Origin of the sequence: Pasteurella oralis (assembly GCF_042681465.1) — a bacterium.
Taxonomy (GTDB): Bacteria; Pseudomonadota; Gammaproteobacteria; order Enterobacterales; family Pasteurellaceae; genus Pasteurella; species Pasteurella oralis.
On the sequence record NZ_JBHUFP010000025.1, the window covers coordinates 195,338 to 211,618 of the forward strand.

General features: G+C 37.9%; 13 protein-coding genes. 9 read left to right on the top strand and 4 right to left on the bottom strand.

What is annotated here, in order from left to right:
- Positions 1–52: 52 nt before the first annotated feature.
- Positions 53–1,933, top strand: a complete 1,881-nt coding sequence (gene ppiD, locus ACFSAV_RS10340; RefSeq protein WP_379099324.1) for a peptidylprolyl isomerase — start codon at positions 53–55, stop codon at positions 1,931–1,933.
- 275 nt (positions 1,934–2,208) lie between these two features.
- Here the strand turns inward: ppiD and ACFSAV_RS10345 are convergent, their stop codons facing one another.
- From ACFSAV_RS10345 to ACFSAV_RS10360, 4 genes are read right to left on the bottom strand one after another with little or no spacing between them, the layout of a single operon-like run.
- A complete protein-coding gene (locus tag ACFSAV_RS10345) occupies positions 2,209–3,603 on the bottom strand; it encodes a TolC family protein (RefSeq protein ID WP_379099327.1) in 1,395 nt (464 codons plus the stop codon).
- Positions 3,604–3,614: 11 nt separating this feature from the next.
- The gene (locus tag ACFSAV_RS10350; protein WP_101775290.1) at positions 3,615–4,739 is read right to left on the bottom strand and encodes an ABC transporter permease; all 1,125 of its coding nucleotides are present in this window, start codon (positions 4,737–4,739) and stop codon (positions 3,615–3,617) included.
- 1 nt (position 4,740) lies between these two features.
- On the bottom strand, positions 4,741–7,473 hold the full coding sequence (rbbA, locus tag ACFSAV_RS10355; RefSeq protein ID WP_379099331.1) for a ribosome-associated ATPase/putative transporter RbbA: 2,733 nt from the start codon (positions 7,471–7,473) through the stop codon (positions 4,741–4,743).
- A gap of 15 nt (positions 7,474–7,488) precedes the next feature.
- Positions 7,489–8,451: an HlyD family secretion protein gene (locus ACFSAV_RS10360; protein WP_379099334.1), complete on the bottom strand. Its 963-nt coding sequence runs from the start codon at positions 8,449–8,451 to the stop codon at positions 7,489–7,491.
- A 257-nt stretch (positions 8,452–8,708) separates the two neighbouring features.
- On the opposite strand from ACFSAV_RS10360, the gene rpsB reads away from it, so the two are divergent.
- The 8 genes from rpsB (at position 8,709) to rseP (ending at position 16,259) form a co-directional block, all read left to right on the top strand.
- Positions 8,709–9,431, top strand: a complete 723-nt coding sequence (gene rpsB / locus ACFSAV_RS10365) for a 30S ribosomal protein S2 (protein ID WP_101775293.1) — start codon at positions 8,709–8,711, stop codon at positions 9,429–9,431.
- A 141-nt stretch (positions 9,432–9,572) separates the two neighbouring features.
- On the top strand, positions 9,573–10,421 hold the full coding sequence (gene tsf / locus ACFSAV_RS10370) for a translation elongation factor Ts (protein WP_379099337.1): 849 nt from the start codon (positions 9,573–9,575) through the stop codon (positions 10,419–10,421).
- A 143-nt stretch (positions 10,422–10,564) separates the two neighbouring features.
- Entirely contained in the window at positions 10,565–11,281 is a 717-nt protein-coding gene (gene pyrH / locus ACFSAV_RS10375) for a UMP kinase (protein WP_101775295.1), read from the top strand.
- A gap of 88 nt (positions 11,282–11,369) precedes the next feature.
- A complete protein-coding gene (frr, locus tag ACFSAV_RS10380; RefSeq protein WP_379099341.1) occupies positions 11,370–11,927 on the top strand; it encodes a ribosome recycling factor in 558 nt (185 codons plus the stop codon).
- Positions 11,928–12,049: 122 nt separating this feature from the next.
- Positions 12,050–13,249: a 1-deoxy-D-xylulose-5-phosphate reductoisomerase gene (ispC, locus tag ACFSAV_RS10385; protein WP_379099344.1), complete on the top strand. Its 1,200-nt coding sequence runs from the start codon at positions 12,050–12,052 to the stop codon at positions 13,247–13,249.
- Positions 13,250–13,305: 56 nt separating this feature from the next.
- Entirely contained in the window at positions 13,306–14,025 is a 720-nt protein-coding gene (gene uppS, locus ACFSAV_RS10390) for a polyprenyl diphosphate synthase (RefSeq protein ID WP_379099346.1), read from the top strand.
- A gap of 15 nt (positions 14,026–14,040) precedes the next feature.
- Complete coding sequence (locus ACFSAV_RS10395; RefSeq protein WP_379099348.1) at positions 14,041–14,907, top strand: phosphatidate cytidylyltransferase; 867 nt, start codon at positions 14,041–14,043, stop codon at positions 14,905–14,907.
- Positions 14,908–14,930: 23 nt separating this feature from the next.
- Positions 14,931–16,259, top strand: a complete 1,329-nt coding sequence (rseP, locus tag ACFSAV_RS10400; protein WP_379099351.1) for a sigma E protease regulator RseP — start codon at positions 14,931–14,933, stop codon at positions 16,257–16,259.
- The last annotated feature ends 22 nt before the right edge of the window (positions 16,260–16,281 follow it).

Sequence of the window (16,281 nt, forward strand, 5' to 3'; positions counted from 1 at the left end):
ATAATCGTAGGCATTTTCTGTTGATTAAAATAATATTTATAGGATAACGACAATGTTAATTGAAAAACTTCACAGTATGACAAGCAGTTGGGTATCAAAGTTACTGTTGGGTATCATTGCTGTCGCTTTCGTGCTAAGTGGTGTGACAGGCTATGTGTTTACTCGTGTGGATACATCTGCAGTAAAAGTAAATGGCGAGGAAATTTCACAGCAAACTTTTTATCAACGCTATGAGTCGGAGTCAGAACGTTTGAGACAACAACTTGGTGCTCAATTTGCCGCATTATCAGGTTCACCAGAATTTATTGCTGGTTTAAGACAAAGTGTATTAAATAATTTAATCAACCAAGAATTATTGCGTCAGTATGCAGATGATTTAAAAATTGGTATTAGTGACGAACGTATCAAACAACAAATTGTCACCAGTCAAATTTTCCAAACAGAGGGTAAATTTGATAACAATCTATACCAGAGAATGTTGCAATTAAATGGGTTCACTGCGGATGCTTATGCCAATATTGTGCGTGAGGCATTACGCCTAGAACAATTACAAACAGGATTGGCAGAAAGTGAGTTTATTGTGCCTGCTCAACAAGCACAGTTGACAGAATTATTTTTTCAAGCGCGTAAAGTCCGTTTAGCACCATTTTCAGTAGAAGATGTGATGGCAAAACAAAGTGTATCTGAAGAAGAAATTAAAGCCTATTATGAAGCAAATAAAAGTGCATTTTTAGTGCCAGAATTAGCGAAAGTACAATACATCACCTTGACCAGAGCAGATGTCGAGAAAAATATCCAAGTTTCTGATGTAGAAATTGCACAATATTATCAAGACAATAAAGCACTTTATGTTTCACAAGGCCAACAGCGTTTATCTCATATCCAAGTCGCCACGGAAGAAGAAGCACAAGCAATTTATAAAGAATTACAAGATGGTGCAAATTTTGCTGGTTTAGCCGGTGCGCGCTCTTTAGATAAAATTTCAGCACAAAATGGTGGTGATTTAAGTTGGGCTAGTGCCGGAACATTCCCAAAAGCTTTTGAAGACGCGGCAGATGTGTTGGCTGTGGGTCAATATAGTCAACCAGTGAGAGTCGATAATCACTATCACATTATCTTAGTCACAGAACGTAAAGAAGCTTCAGCTTTACCATTAGAAGTAGTAAAAACGCAAATTGCGGATCAAATTCGTCAAAATTTAGTAAATAATCAATATTATTCGATTGAAAAACAAATTGCTGAAAAAGCATTTGAGCATCCAGAAGGTTTAGAAAAAGCAGCAGAAGTGGCAGGTTTACAAATTCAACAAACGGATTATTTCTCTGCAAATGATGTGCCTGCTGAGTTAAATTATCCAAATGTGGTGGCTGCAGTATTCCACTCTGATATTTCACAAGGTGGTGTGAATTCTGAACCGATGAATGTTGGTGAGCAGCATGCGGTAGTAGTTCGTGTATTAGAACATAAAGCAGAAGGGACTAGAACATTAGAAGAGGCTAAAGCCGATATTACTGCGTATTTAACGCGTCAAAAAGCAGAAGAAATTGTGCTGGCTGAAGCATCTAAAGCCGCTGAAGTATTACGTACTGATTCTAAAGCCGCATTACCTGCAGGTATTCATTTTGCCGATGAAGAAAAATGGATATTTGCAGATAATCGCGATCCTGCATTAAATAATGTGATTTTCTCAATGCAGCTCAATGATGATAAGCCAAGCTATACCGCAGCAAAAGCGGGTAATGGTAATGTTGTATTGGTGGAATTAAGTGCGATTGAACATGGTGCTTTAACTGCAGCTGAAAGCGAAATCTTTACACAACAAATTGCACAAGCTCGTCAAATTGAATTACAAAATAAATTACTACAAGCTCTACGTGCTAAAGCCAAAATTGAAGTGAATGAACAATTCTTTAAACAAGCTGAAGAACAGTAATTCATGTTTATTTAAGAGCCTAGCATAATCCGCTAGGCTTTTTTGTCTCTGTGAGTGGTAAAGTGCGGTCAGTTTTGGTGAAGTTTTAAGATGATGTTGCACTGATATAGTACTCAAATCCTATCTGGATCAAGGGATACAATATACAATGTGTTTTGGATTTTAAGTCATACTTGAGTCTGATTTTAGTTATAAACGCGAATATGACATTATGACAATTTTTCTACATTGTACTTTGGACCATGCTAGAAATTTACGCTATCGACTCAAGCGATTTATTGTTGTGGCAGCCAACCTAAACCAATGGCTTTATATAATGAAATTAAGTTATTGGCTTTGGCTAATTGGTTGTCTAATAGTTTTTCTTCAAGCATGAATTGATCGAGTTTTGTTTGTAAAGTGCGATCAAATGTCTGTTCACCGTATTGAAACAGTTTCTGGCTATCGATACTTTGTCGTTGTTTAGTCGCTAAAGTTTGCGTTAATAAGTCATGCTGATGAGTAAGTGCAAATTGTAGTTGATAGCTACTGTCGACTTCCGCGAGTGCTTTCAGTAATGTTTGATCATATTGAAGTAAGGCTTGTTGTAAGCGTGCATCAGCAACTTTAATATTGGCTTGAATACGTCCGGCAGTAAAAATAGGGAGCTGAATTCCTGCACTGATAAAATTTTGCCATGCATTTAAAGTAGGTAAATCACTATCTAATTTAATTCGTCCTGTTTGCCATAAAAATTGAATATCGAATCGAGGTAATAAATCCGCTTTAGCACTGGCTAATTTTGCAGCATGGGCATTAACATTTGCTGCTTGTGCTTGAATATCAGGGCGTTGAGTCAATAAATCACTCGGATGAATTCCTTGAGGTGGCGCAGGAAGGTGGATCAGTACATCTGCTTTTTTCATTTGTGTTAGATTTAACTTGAACGTTTGAGGAACTGAACCAACTAAGATGGCAATAGCGCGCTGATATGTATCGAATTGGGCTTGCAATATTGCGCTTTTAGCTGTGATTGATTGTAATTGACTTTTTACTTCATTAAGCTCATAAGCTGTAGTTTGTCCCGCGTTAAAACGCCCAGTAACATAACGTTGTAAATCTTGTAGAGTCGTTAAGGTACGTTGTAAAAGCGCTTGTTGTTTTATGGTGTGTAAAGCTTTTAAGTAATAACTTGCAATCTCGCTAGCAATCAACATTTGGCTACCGTAAACCTGCTGTTGTGATGCGGCTACTGCAGCTTGTGCTGCATCCTCATCGCTTTGTTTTTGCCCAAAAATATCAGGTTCCCAAGCCGCACTTATACCTCCAACGCGATTTTGTGGACTCATATCAAATTGTTCAATATCTATATGCGCTTTTCCTAGATTGCCCGTTGCGGCAAGTGTTGGAAACAGTCTAGCATGTGCTAGTTGAGCAATAGCTTGCGCTTCTGCTAATTGACTTTTAGCAATAGCAATATCATAGTTGTGCACTAATCCTCGTTGAATCAAATCAACAAGCAGTGGATCTTGCCAACTTTCCCACCATTGTTGTATGGCTTGTTGACCAGAATTGATATTCGCTTGAGTATATTCGGTAGGTAATGTGATTTGCGATGGCAAATCAATTTGTGTATTTTGACAACTTGTTAAAAATGCGCTCAAAACAAGCGTAATCAACGTTTTTTGCATAATCTTTTTCCTTAGCTTTGGCGAGCGAGCATACTTCTAAAACGTAAAATAGCAATACTAATAAATAGTGCTCCCATCAATGTAATGATCAATACGCGTGGCCAAATTACAGCCATACCAGCGCCTCGAAACAACACATCTTGTCCTATGGCGATAAATTGAGTGAGTGGCGAAAACTGCATAATGTGTTGCACAATTAGAGGCATATTTTCTAGTGGAGATAAACTGCCAGAAAGCAAATAAAGTACGATATAAACAGGCAAGCAAAGTAAACTAAATTGTGGCATAGTTGGCGCATGTGTGGCGAGATAAATCCCCAGTCCTGCCATTGAGGAGAGAAAAATTGCTTCCGTTGCAATAAATAGACTAATAGAGCCATTAATAGGTACATCGATAAATTTGTGTACGACAAAATATAAAGACAGGAATGCCGCAATAAGAATGATTAAACCATTAGCCAAAATCTTTGAAATCACAATTTCACTGGCACTGACTGGCATCACTAATAAATGTTCAATCGTGCCATGTTCTCGTTCACGAATCACGGCAGCACCGACGAGAATTAACGTCAGTAATGTTGAATTCCCCGTGATTTGGGTGACGGGCATATACCATTCTGTTTTTAAATTACTGTTAAACAGGACATTTATTTTGGGGGTAATCAGCCTGGTGTCTATTGGTGTTTTAGTTAGATATTCGGTGATTTGTTGACTAATGATTTGTTGTAAATAGCTTGCTCCTACAGCCGCTTGTGACATGGCGGTGGCATCCACTAATAATTGTAATTCTGGTTGTTTATTCGCAAGTAAGTCTGCTGTGAAATTCGCTGGAATAGTCAACACAAAAATATATTCACCGCTGTCCATTGCATCATCAATTTGTTCAGGCTTGATTTCGACGACTTTGTTGAATTGTGGCGGTAACATCGCATCTTGAAAACGGAAAGAAAGTGCGCTTCGATCTTCATTTAAAATAGCAACTGAGGCATTTTTGACTTCTGTCGTAATTCCTTTTGCGATAGAGTAAATGGTGATGGTAAACATAATAATTACCAGTATGAGTAATGTAAAATCACTAAAGAAGCTGCGAATTTCTTTACCACATAAGAAATAAACATTTTTTATCCATTGTTGCATGTCATTTCTCCTGTTTTTTCAAAAGGATACAAGTTAGTGCTAAATAAATAGCAAAAAAGAGGAGTAGCACGGCGTATAAATCTAAAAAGTGGCTAAAACCTAATCCTTTAGTAAAGGCTCCTAAACTAATTAAATGATACCAACTTGTTGGAAAGCCTAATCCCATCCAATAACCAATGCCTGTAATTGTTGAACGTGGGTAAAGTAAGCCCGAAAAATTAATCGTTGGAATGATAGTGATAATGGCGGTAGCAAAAATCGCTGCAACTTGAGATTTAACAAAGGCAGAAATGAGTAAACCGAATGCTGTTGCGGCTAATACGAGGCACAGCGCACCTAAGCTCATTGCCCCAAAAGAGCCTGTCATTGGCACCTCAATGACCCAAATTACTAGCGCAACGAGCATTAAATAATTTAGCATAGCTAAAAAAACATAGGGTAGCTGTTTACCGAGTACATATTGTAAGACGCTGGCTGGTGAGCCATAGAGATTAGTAATTGAACCAATTTCTTTTTCACGTACTACGGCAAGGGCTGTCATCATAGATGGGATTAACATTAAAGTGACCATGATTAAGCCGGGAGAAATTGCATTTACGCTACGGAAAGTTTGGTTATACATAAATCGCACTTCTAAGCTAGCCACTTGTGGCAACGTAATGCTATTTTGTTGATAAAGCTGTTTTTGGTATTGGAACAGAATTTGTTGTATATAAGCAACCATATTTTCGCCAGTAAAAGGCATCGAACCATCGACATAAAAAGCAACTTCTGGCTTACGCTGCTGTAATAAATCTCGTCCAAAGTGGGGCGGAATTTCAATGATTAATCTTGCTTTGCCTGTCTTTAAAAATTCGCCCAAATTCGACCGCTCTTTGATGGGTTCAAGTGCTTTAAAATAGGCAGAGCTACTAAATTGCTCAATGAGCTGGCGACTTTCATAACTTTGATCTTGATCGAGTACGCTAAAGCTTAATTCATTGGTGTCAAAAGAAATTCCCCAGCTGCCAGTAAATAAAAGAATAATTGGACCTAAAATTGCAAAGATTAAACGGATACGATCACGGAGGATTTCTTTTCCTTCACGTAGTGCAAAGGTCCAAATGCAACTGAACCAATATAAAATGGGATGAGGAGTACTATTCTCTTGCAAGGATGTCACTTCGTTTGCTATAGGTTGATCTGGTGTTATTGTTTGTGAGATTGATTGATCAGATTGTTCAGCTAAAAAGTCGATAAAAGCTTGCTCTAAAGTGTCAGCATTACGTTGCTGGCGTAATTGTTCTGGCGTACCTACCGCTAATACTTTTCCTCGATGCATTAAAGATATACGATCACAACGTTGCGCTTCATTCATGAAATGAGTTGAGACAAAAATAGTCATTTTTTCTTCGCGTGAAAGCTGCGCTAGATATTGCCAAAACATATCACGTGCAGCTGGGTCAACACCAGACGTTGGTTCATCTAAAATTAACACTTTAGGATGGTGTAAACAGGCTGCGGCAAGTTGTAGGCGTTGGCGGATACCAAGTGATAATTGGCTGGGTAAGCTATCGGCAATATCGTCAAGTTGAAACTGAGTTAGTGCTTGATTGACTGCTTCGTGACCTCTTTTGCCTTCGAGTTCATACAGTTTTGCATGTAAGATAAGATTTTGGCGCAGCGTTAACTCTTCATAAAGTGAGAATGCTTGTGACATATAGCCCACTTGTTTACGTGTTTGCATGTTATCTGCATCAATAGGACTACCTAATAATGTGGCGCTTCCCGCTGTAACATCTAATAATCCAGTCAACATTTTCATAGTTGTGCTTTTGCCGCATCCATTTGAGCCTAAGAAACCAAAGATTTCACCTTGCGGGATTTGGAAGCTGACATTATCAACTGCAGTAAAATCGCCAAAAACTTTGGTTAATCCTTCTGCTTCAATGGCAAACGGCTGAGTTGGATCTGGCAAAAAAGGTGGAATTTGGCTTGAATCCCAGTGTGTTTGTTTAGATTCTGGTAACAATTTGATATAAGCTTGTTCAAGATTATTAGCTTGTGTTACTTTTAGTACTTGTTGTGTAGGCGCATGAATGAGAATCTGCCCTGCATCCATCGCAATTAAATATTCAAATTGTTCTGATTCTTCAATGTAAGCTGTCGCAACAACGACTGTCATACCTTGATTTTCATTGCGTAATTCATTGACTAATGTCCAAAATTGGCGACGTGATAGAGGATCAACACCTGTGGTTGGTTCATCTAAAATTAATAAATCAGGATCATGAACTAACGCACAACATAAACTGAGTTTTTGTTTCATGCCTCCAGAGAGTTTACCCGCGGCACGCTGGGCAAAAGGAGCTAATCCTGTGGCACGCAATAAACGAGTAATACGTATTTGGCGTTGTTGAGCATTTAAGCCAAAAAGACGAGCATGAAATTCGATATTTTCATAAACGGAAAGGGTTGGATAGAGATTTTTGCCTAAACCTTGTGGCATAAACGCAATCCGTTTCAATAAAGATTCGCGTTCAATCTTATTTGCTTGATTCAAACCAAAGACTTCAACGCTGCCTTGTTGAATGATTTTTACACCTGCAATAAGTGATAATAATGTTGATTTTCCGACACCATCAGGCCCGATTAATCCAACAGTGCAGCCTATCGGTAGTGCCAGTGACACACGATCAAGTGCGGTCGTTTTTTGGTAAGAATGTGATACATTCACCAAGCGAATAGCATCCATTACGTACCTCTATTGTTATTTTGGTAGCTTAATTTGTAGTTCTGGTGTCCAATCGGTTGTGTTAAGACGGACAAAACCATTACCTGTCATACCGCCTTTCAGATAGTTAGCGTATTGTTGTGCAATATCAGCAGGGATTTGGAGCTTGACTTTGAACATCAATTTTTCACGTTCTGTATCCGTTTCAACAAATTTAGGGGTAAATTGTGCTTCTGCTGCAACATAGGTGACTTTAGCAGGAAAAACCGCCTCTAAACCATCAAACACAATACGTGCTTCCGTATTGAGTGGAATTTGATTTACTATTGGTGCAGGGAGGAATAAATTCATACTTGCATCAGTTAAATCTAGCAAGCTGACGATTTTATGTCCTGCTGCAATGACATGACCACTATCGACTAATTTATATTCAACACGTCCAGCTTTAGGCGCTTTAATTTGTAAATCATTCAGCATGGAAGTGATTTGAGCGAGTTGTGCATTGGCTTGTTCAACAGCAGCTTGTGCTTCTGTCGTGGCAATTTCTAAAGCATGTAAGTTAGCTTTTGCTGCATCGCGTAAGGCAATCCGCTTTTCTAATTCGGCTTGTGAGATTAATTTGTTACTTCGCAGTTGTGTTGCATTATCAACATCAAGCTGTGCAGTTTTGAGTTGCTGCTGTTGGGCTTCAATCTGTACTAACGTGCGTTTAACAGCTTGTTGTGCTTGTTGTTTTCTTGCTGTGGCAGTATCGACTTGTGCTTGGATAGTGTCAGAAGAGAGTGTAGCAAGTAGGGCATCTTTTTTGACATATTCGCCTTCAGTGACGAAAACTTGTTGAATTCGTCCAGCATATAAACTAGCAACATCTAAGCGAGAAAATTCTAAACGTCCATTTGAATGGGCAAAATGAGTGGGTTCAGTGCCTTGATGGTATTGATTCCAGTAGAAACCAAATCCAATGGCAATGAGAACAATCAGAACGAGTACTTTTTTCATTACGATCCCCTTATAACTAAAGATATGTAATGTGGTGAAGATTATAACACAAATCGAATTCGAAGTGAAAAAATTGCTAGAATTTGACCGCTCTTTATGGTATAAAGCACCCCGTTATTTTGACTTTTGAAAAATAACATTGACATTTAATTTTTAACTTAGACATCACACACATATCTTGAGGGTAAATCGGGGTGCCAAACGGTCGATTTGCTTGGTATGTGGAGGCTAAACCCCAAATTTAAAAGGAAAATATTATGGCACAAGTTTCAATGCGCGATATGCTACAAGCTGGCGTTCACTTCGGTCACCAAACTCGTTACTGGAATCCAAAAATGAAACCATTCATTTTCGGACCACGCAACGGTGTACACATCATTAACTTAGAAAAAACAGTTCCTATGTTCAATGATGCGTTAGTTGAATTAACGCGTATCGCAGGTAACAACGGTAAAATCTTATTCGTTGGTACAAAACGTGCAGCAACTGAAGCAGTGAAAGCAGCAGCATTAGACTGTCAACAATATTATGTAAACCACCGTTGGTTAGGTGGAATGTTGACTAACTGGAAAACAGTTCGTCAATCAATTAGACGTTTAAAAGATTTAGAAACTCAATCTCAAGACGGTACTTTCGACAAATTAACTAAGAAAGAAGCATTAATGCGTACTCGTGAGATGGAGAAACTTGAATTAAGTCTTGGTGGTATCAAAGAGATGGGTGGTTTACCAGATGCGTTATTCGTTATCGGTGCAGATCATGAGCACATCGCAGTGAAAGAAGCAAATAACTTAGGTATTCCTGTATTTGCTATCGTTGATACTAACTCAGATCCAGATGGTGTTGATTACGTTATCCCTGGTAACGATGATGCAGCACGTGCAATTCAATTATATCTTTCAGCAGCAGCAGCGGCAGTTAAAGAAGGTCGTAATCAAAATGCTGTATCTGAAGAAAGTTTTGTTGCAGAAGCTGAGTAATTTAAGTAGATAAGGCGAAAGCCCTTATTATTAATCACAACGATTAATTGGTTAGCAGGGGGCTTGATTGAGTTCCCTGCTTTTTTATATAAAAGTGCGGTTAAAAAATTGCACAAAATAGAGTGGACAGAGGATTAAAAAATGGCTGAAATCACAGCATCATTAGTAAAAGAACTTCGTGAGCGTACTGGCGCAGGTATGATGGAATGTAAAAAAGCGTTAGTTGAGGCGAATGGTGATATTGAATTAGCAATTGACAACATGCGTAAATCAGGTCAAGCAAAAGCGGCTAAGAAAGCAGGTCGTGTAGCAGCAGAAGGTGTAATCCTTGCACGTGTTGGTGCAGGTTTCGGTGTGTTAGTTGAAATGAACTGTGAAACCGACTTCGTTGCAAAAGATGCTGGTTTCTTAGAATTAGCAAATGAAGTAGCAGATTATGCATTAGCAAACAAAGGTGTGACAATTGAAGCACTTCAAGCACAGTTCGAAGAGAAACGTGCAGCATTAGTTGCTAAAATCGGCGAAAACATGAACATTCGTCGTGTTCAATTCTTAGATGGCGATGTGGTTGGTTCATACTTACATGGTGCAAAAATTGGTGTGTTAGTTGCAGGTAAAGGTGCTGATGAAGAATTACTTAAGAAGATCGCGATGCACGTTGCAGCGAGCCGTCCAGAATTCGTAAAACCAGAAGATGTTTCTGCAGATGTAGTTGCTAAAGAACGTGAAATTCAAGTTGCTATCGCGATGGAATCAGGTAAGCCACGTGAAATTGCAGAGAAAATGGTTGAAGGTCGCATGAAGAAATTTACTGGTGAAGTTTCATTAACAGGTCAACCATTTGTGATGGACACATCTAAATCAGTGGGTGATTTCTTAAAAGAAAATGGTGCTGATGTAACTGGCTTTGTGCGTTTCGAAGTAGGTGAAGGTATCGAGAAAGTAGAATCAGACTTTGCAGCAGAAGTTGCAGCAATGCAAAAAATCTAATTTCTAAAATCAAGGCGAGGTAACTCGCCTTTTCTTTGTCAGAGAGATGGATATGAGCACTTACATCTCTTTTGAGAACCTGATATGAAGTGCGGTCAGAAATAACAAAAATTTGTTGCTTACAGAATCAAAAGAGGTACAAAATGAGCCAACCAATTTATAAACGAATTTTATTAAAACTCAGTGGTGAAGCATTACAAGGTGATGAAGGTTTCGGTATTGATCCTTCAATCTTAGATAGAATGGCATTAGAGATTAAAGAATTAGTTGCAATGGGCGTTGAAGTTGGGGTTGTACTTGGTGGTGGTAATTTGTTTCGTGGCGCAAAACTAGCAAAAGCAGGTATGAATCGCGTTGTGGGTGACCATATGGGTATGCTAGCAACAGTGATGAATGGGCTTGCTATGCGTGACGCACTACATCGTGCAGAAGTCAATGCAAAGTTGATGTCTGCTTTTCAATTAAATGGTATTTGTGATACTTATAACTGGTCTGAAGCGATCAAAATGTTGCGTGAAAAACGTGTTGTGATTTTTTCAGCAGGGACAGGTAGTCCATTTTTTACTACAGATTCTGCAGCTTGTTTACGTGGCATTGAAATTGAAGCAGATGTCGTATTGAAAGCAACTAAAGTTGATGGAGTATATAACTGTGATCCAACGAAAAACCCTGATGCAGTACTTTATCACAAACTGAATTATGCAGATGTGATTGAACAAGAACTACAAGTGATGGATTTAGCCGCATTTACTCTTGCGCGTGATCATCACATGCCAATTCGTGTGTTTAATATGGGGAAATCTGGTGCATTACGTCGTGTCATTTTAGGGGAAGTTGAAGGCACATTAATTTGTGACTAAAATGTTATCGTGATTTTTATATTAATTTAGATTAAACTTACAGCCAAGCTATTAACTCAGATTTATTGACTATAAAGAAGGAATTCTTGTGATTAATGAAATTAAAAAAGATACGCAAGCGCGTATGGAAAAAAGTTTAGAAACCTTTAAAAACCATATTTCTAAAGTACGTACAGGTCGTGCTCAACCAAGTTTACTTGATGGCATTCAAGTAGAATATTATGGTTCACCAACGCCATTACGTCAGTTAGCAAATGTCGTCGCTGAAGATGCACGTACATTAGCAGTTACGGTATTTGATCGTAGTTTAATTAGTGCTGTAGAAAAAGCGATTTTAACATCTGATTTAGGTCTGAATCCCTCATCAGCAGGTACGACTATTCGTGTACCATTACCTCCATTAACAGAAGAACGTCGTCGTGATTTAATTAAGATCGTAAAAGGTGAAGCGGAACAAGGTAAAATCGCTGTACGTAATGTGCGTCGTGATGCCAATGATCAAATCAAAGCATTATTGAAAGATAAAGAGATCAGTGAAGATGAAGAGCGTAAAGCACAAGATGAAATTCAAAAAATCACTGATACTTATGTGAAGAAAGTTGACGAAGTATTAGTAGATAAAGAAAAAGAATTATTAGATTTTTAAGCTCTTTATTATAGATTAAAATTAAAGGCGCAGTAAGTTACTGCGTCTTTTGTTATGTTGGAAAAGAAAACAATAGAGCTAATTTAAATCAGGTTTAAATAATGAAAGTGCGGTCTAAATTTATGCAAAATAAACAAAATATCGTAGTGTTAGGATCGACAGGATCGATTGGAACAAGTACTTTATCAGTGATTGAACATAATCCTGAGAAATATCATGCTTTTGCGTTAGCTGGCGGGCGCAATGTTGAATTGATGTTCCAACAATGTTTGAAATTTCGACCGCACTTTGCTGCCCTCGATGATGAGTGTGCGGCAAAACAATTAGCCGAAAAATTAAAAGCCCATCAATGCCCAACGCAAGTTTTATCAGGTCAAACAGCTATTTGTGAACTATCCGCACATCCTGAGGTCGATATGGTAATGGCGGCGATTGTTGGTGCAGCAGGACTATTACCAACTTTATCAGCAGTGAAAGCAGGCAAGCGTGTTTTATTAGCGAATAAAGAAGCTTTAGTCACTTGTGGTCAATTATTTATTGATGAAATTCGTAATAATAAGGCGCAACTGCTGCCAGTTGATAGCGAACATAATGCTATTTTTCAATCCTTACCTCCAGAGGCGCAACAACAAATTGGATTTTGCGCACTTTCTGAATTAGGTATTAGTAAAATTGTGTTAACAGGATCAGGGGGACCTTTCCGTTATATGGAATTAAGCGAGTTCGCACATATAACACCAGAACAAGCTGTCGCTCATCCAAATTGGTCTATGGGGAAGAAGATTTCGGTAGACTCTGCAACAATGATGAATAAAGGTTTGGAATATATTGAAGCGCGTTGGTTATTTAATGCTAATGCAGACGAAATAGAGGTGATTATTCATCCTCAGTCTATTATTCATTCAATGGTGCGCTATATTGATGGTAGTGTACTTGCGCAAATGGGAAATCCAGATATGCGGACTCCTATTGCTGAAACTATGGCATATCCAAGTCGAATTTTTGCTGGTGTTGAAGCATTAGATTTTTATCAATTGAATGGATTGACTTTCATACAACCAGATTATCAACGCTACCCTTGCTTAAAATTAGCGATTGATGCATTTTCTGCTGGTCAATATGCAACCACTGCTATGAATGCAGCAAATGAAATTGCAGTAGAAAGCTTTTTGAACCATCAGATTAAATTTATCGAAATTGCACAAGTAAATCAGCAAGTTGTAGATAAAATTTCACCACAAAGAATTACTTGTATTGAGGATGTACTAGAAGTTGATCAAAAAGCACGGGAATTAGCAAAAACAGTAATTTTAAGTTTTTAACATCACTATCCCTTATGGTATAGTGGCGCAAAGTGCGGTCAGAAATTTGAGAATATATGATAGAACTTGATCCAAACAATATTCCACAGCATGTTGCCATTATTATGGACGGAAATGGGCGTTGGGCGAAACAAAAAGGCAAAATGCGTATTTTTGGTCATAAACATGGAATTAAAGCAGTACGAGAAGCCGTATCTTATGCTAGAAAAGTGGGAATAAAAGTTCTCACTTTATATGCATTTAGCAGTGAAAATTGGGCACGTCCAGAGCAAGAAGTAAGTGCATTAATGAGTTTATTCATGCAAGCTTTAGATCTAGAGGTGAAAAAGTTACATAATAATAATATTAAATTGAATATTCTTGGCGATGTAACAGGGTTTAGTTCTAATTTACAAAATAAGATTGCGCAAGCAGAAAAATTAACAGAAAACAATACGGCGTTAACATTAAATATTGCCGCGAATTATGGTGGATGTTGGGATATTGTGCAAGCAACACAAAATTTAGCACAACAAGTTAAAGAGAATAAAATTGATGTTTCAGATATTAGTGCAGAGTTATTGCAACGTTATTTAGTCACTAAAGAACAGCCACAAGTTGATTTGTTAATTAGAACGAGTGGTGAACAACGAATTAGTAACTTTTTATTATGGCAAATCGCTTATGCTGAATTATATTTTTCAGATGTACTTTGGCCAGATTTTAATGAAAAGGAATTTAGTAAAGCAATTATTGCTTATCAACAACGCCACCGCCGTTTTGGTGGCTCAGAATAATAAGAGGATTAAATTTTGCTTAAAGAACGTGTCTTATCTGCAATTTTTTTGATTGCAATTGTATTTGTGGCATTATTTTTCTTTTCTCCTTTCTACTTTGCTCTTGCCTTAAGTGCAGTTGTTATACTTGCTGTTTGGGAGTGGACGCAATTTGCACAGTTTAAGTTACCTTTTTGGCGTTTGGGGATTACAGGGCTTGCTGCTGCATTTTTATTTTTATGGATTTATGGCGAAAGCGATTATTTAAATGCGGGGCGAGTTTTTGAAGATTATATGCCTCTCATTCTTTTATCTTCAGTGATATGGTGGGCAGTCGCATTAGGTTTAGTGGTCAACTATCCTAAATCAGCAGCGAGTTGGAGAAAAAATAAGTTACTTCAGTTTATCTTTGCTTTTTTTACTCTTATTCCTTTTTTAGCTGCTGTATTGCGTTTACGTTTAGATCATTACATCACGGATCAATATCATGGCTTAGCACTTTTATTGTATGTCTTTATTTTAGTATGGAGTGCTGATTCAGGCGCTTATTTTGCTGGTCGTAAATTTGGTAAGCATAAACTTGCCCCTAAGGTATCACCAGGTAAAAGCTGGGAAGGCGTATTTGGGGGGTTAATTACAGCAGGTATATTAGCCACAGTTTTCATTCAATTTACCCAACAAAGTTTGTTATCTGGTGTATCAATTCCTGCTTTTGTCGTGCTTTCTGTTGCAACTGTTGCCGTATCTATTTTAGGTGATCTGACAGAAAGCATGTTTAAACGTGAAAGTGGTATTAAAGATAGTAGTCAATTAATTCCGGGACATGGTGGAATTTTAGATCGTATTGATAGTTTAACTGCCGCAGTTCCATTCTTTGCTTATTTTTATTTTTTTGTCATTTAGTACTCAATTAGGAACAAAGAATTATGTCGTTTTTGTGGTCGTTTACCTCTTTTATTATTGTTATTGGTGTATTAGTGGCAGTACATGAGTACGGCCATTTTTGGGCTGCTAGAAAGTGCGGTATAAAAGTACACCGATTTTCTATTGGTTTTGGTAAAGTACTATGGTCACATACAGATAAGCAAGGTACAGAGTTTGCACTATCTGTTATTCCATTAGGCGGTTATGTCAAAATGTTAGATGGCCGTAATGAAGATGTGCCTATGGCATTAAAATCACGGGCATTTGATCAAAAATCAGTAGCGCAACGCGCATTTGTCATTGCTGCGGGTCCTATTGCTAACTTTCTATTTGCAATTTTGGCTTATCTGCTGATTTATACTGTTGGAATTCCAAGTATAAAACCAGTTGTAGCTGAAATCACACCTAATTCTATAGCTGCTCACGCCCAAATTGAACCTCATTCTCAAATTATGGCAGTTGATGGTACGCGGACTGCAGATTGGGAAACGATCAATATGTTATTGGCAACTAAAATGGGTAACCAACAAATTGTACTTACAGTTGCGTCCTTTGGCTCTGAGCTTGAGTATCAAAAAACGCTTAATACAGCTGGTTGGCGTTTTGATCCTGAAAAAGAAAGTGCAATCACAGCATTAGGTTTGCAACCAGTTCGAACTAAAGTAGAAATGACTTTGTCTAAGGTGCAGTCTGATTCACCAGCAGAGAAAGCAGGATTGAAAGTCGGTGATAAAATTTATGAAGGTTCAAGCTTAATGAACTGGCAAGATTTTCTTAAATTGGTACAAGATGGTAAACCTTTTACAGTAAAAGTTGAGCGTGAAGGACAGTTTTTTTCAACGTTACTGACGCCCGAATTAAATAATAAAGAACGTTGGTATGTCGGAATTGCACCTACAGCTGATCCAATCTCTGATAAGTATCGAACAGAGCTAAAATATGATATTCTGGAGGCCTTGCAAAAAGCCGTTGAGAAGACGGTTCAGCTTTCATGGTTAACGATTAAAGTGATTAGCAAGCTGTTTACTGGCGATTTATCTTTGAATAATTTAGGTGGGCCGATTTCTATTGCAAAAGGCGCGGGTATCTCTTCTGAGATAGGGTTTATTTATTATTTGGGCTTTATGGCATTGATCAGTGTTAATTTGGGCATTATGAATTTATTTCCTTTGCCTGTGCTTGATGGAGGTCATTTAGTTTTTTTAGCAGCAGAAGCAGTGCGTGGTAAACCACTTTCTGAACGAATTCAAAACGTAAGTTATCGAATTGGCGCAGCATTATTAATTACATTAATGAGTTTTGCCTTATTTAATGATTTTTTACGTTTATAATTAATTTTTTACTTACAGGATA

Excerpts from the sequence above, each read along its gene's own strand:
- ppiD (WP_379099324.1), top strand. The coding sequence starts at position 53 with ATGTTAATTGAAAAACTTCACAGTATGACAAGCAGTTGGGTATCAAAG.
- ACFSAV_RS10345 (WP_379099327.1), bottom strand. The coding sequence starts at position 3,603 with ATGCAAAAAACGTTGATTACGCTTGTTTTGAGCGCATTTTTAACAAGT.
- ACFSAV_RS10350 (WP_101775290.1), bottom strand. The coding sequence starts at position 4,739 with ATGCAACAATGGATAAAAAATGTTTATTTCTTATGTGGTAAAGAAATT.
- rbbA (WP_379099331.1), bottom strand. The coding sequence starts at position 7,473 with ATGGATGCTATTCGCTTGGTGAATGTATCACATTCTTACCAAAAAACG.
- ACFSAV_RS10360 (WP_379099334.1), bottom strand. The coding sequence starts at position 8,451 with ATGAAAAAAGTACTCGTTCTGATTGTTCTCATTGCCATTGGATTTGGT.
- rpsB (WP_101775293.1), top strand. The coding sequence starts at position 8,709 with ATGGCACAAGTTTCAATGCGCGATATGCTACAAGCTGGCGTTCACTTC.
- tsf (WP_379099337.1), top strand. The coding sequence starts at position 9,573 with ATGGCTGAAATCACAGCATCATTAGTAAAAGAACTTCGTGAGCGTACT.
- pyrH (WP_101775295.1), top strand. The coding sequence starts at position 10,565 with ATGAGCCAACCAATTTATAAACGAATTTTATTAAAACTCAGTGGTGAA.
- ispC (WP_379099344.1), top strand. The coding sequence starts at position 12,050 with ATGCAAAATAAACAAAATATCGTAGTGTTAGGATCGACAGGATCGATT.
- uppS (WP_379099346.1), top strand. The coding sequence starts at position 13,306 with ATGATAGAACTTGATCCAAACAATATTCCACAGCATGTTGCCATTATT.
- rseP (WP_379099351.1), top strand. The coding sequence starts at position 14,931 with ATGTCGTTTTTGTGGTCGTTTACCTCTTTTATTATTGTTATTGGTGTA.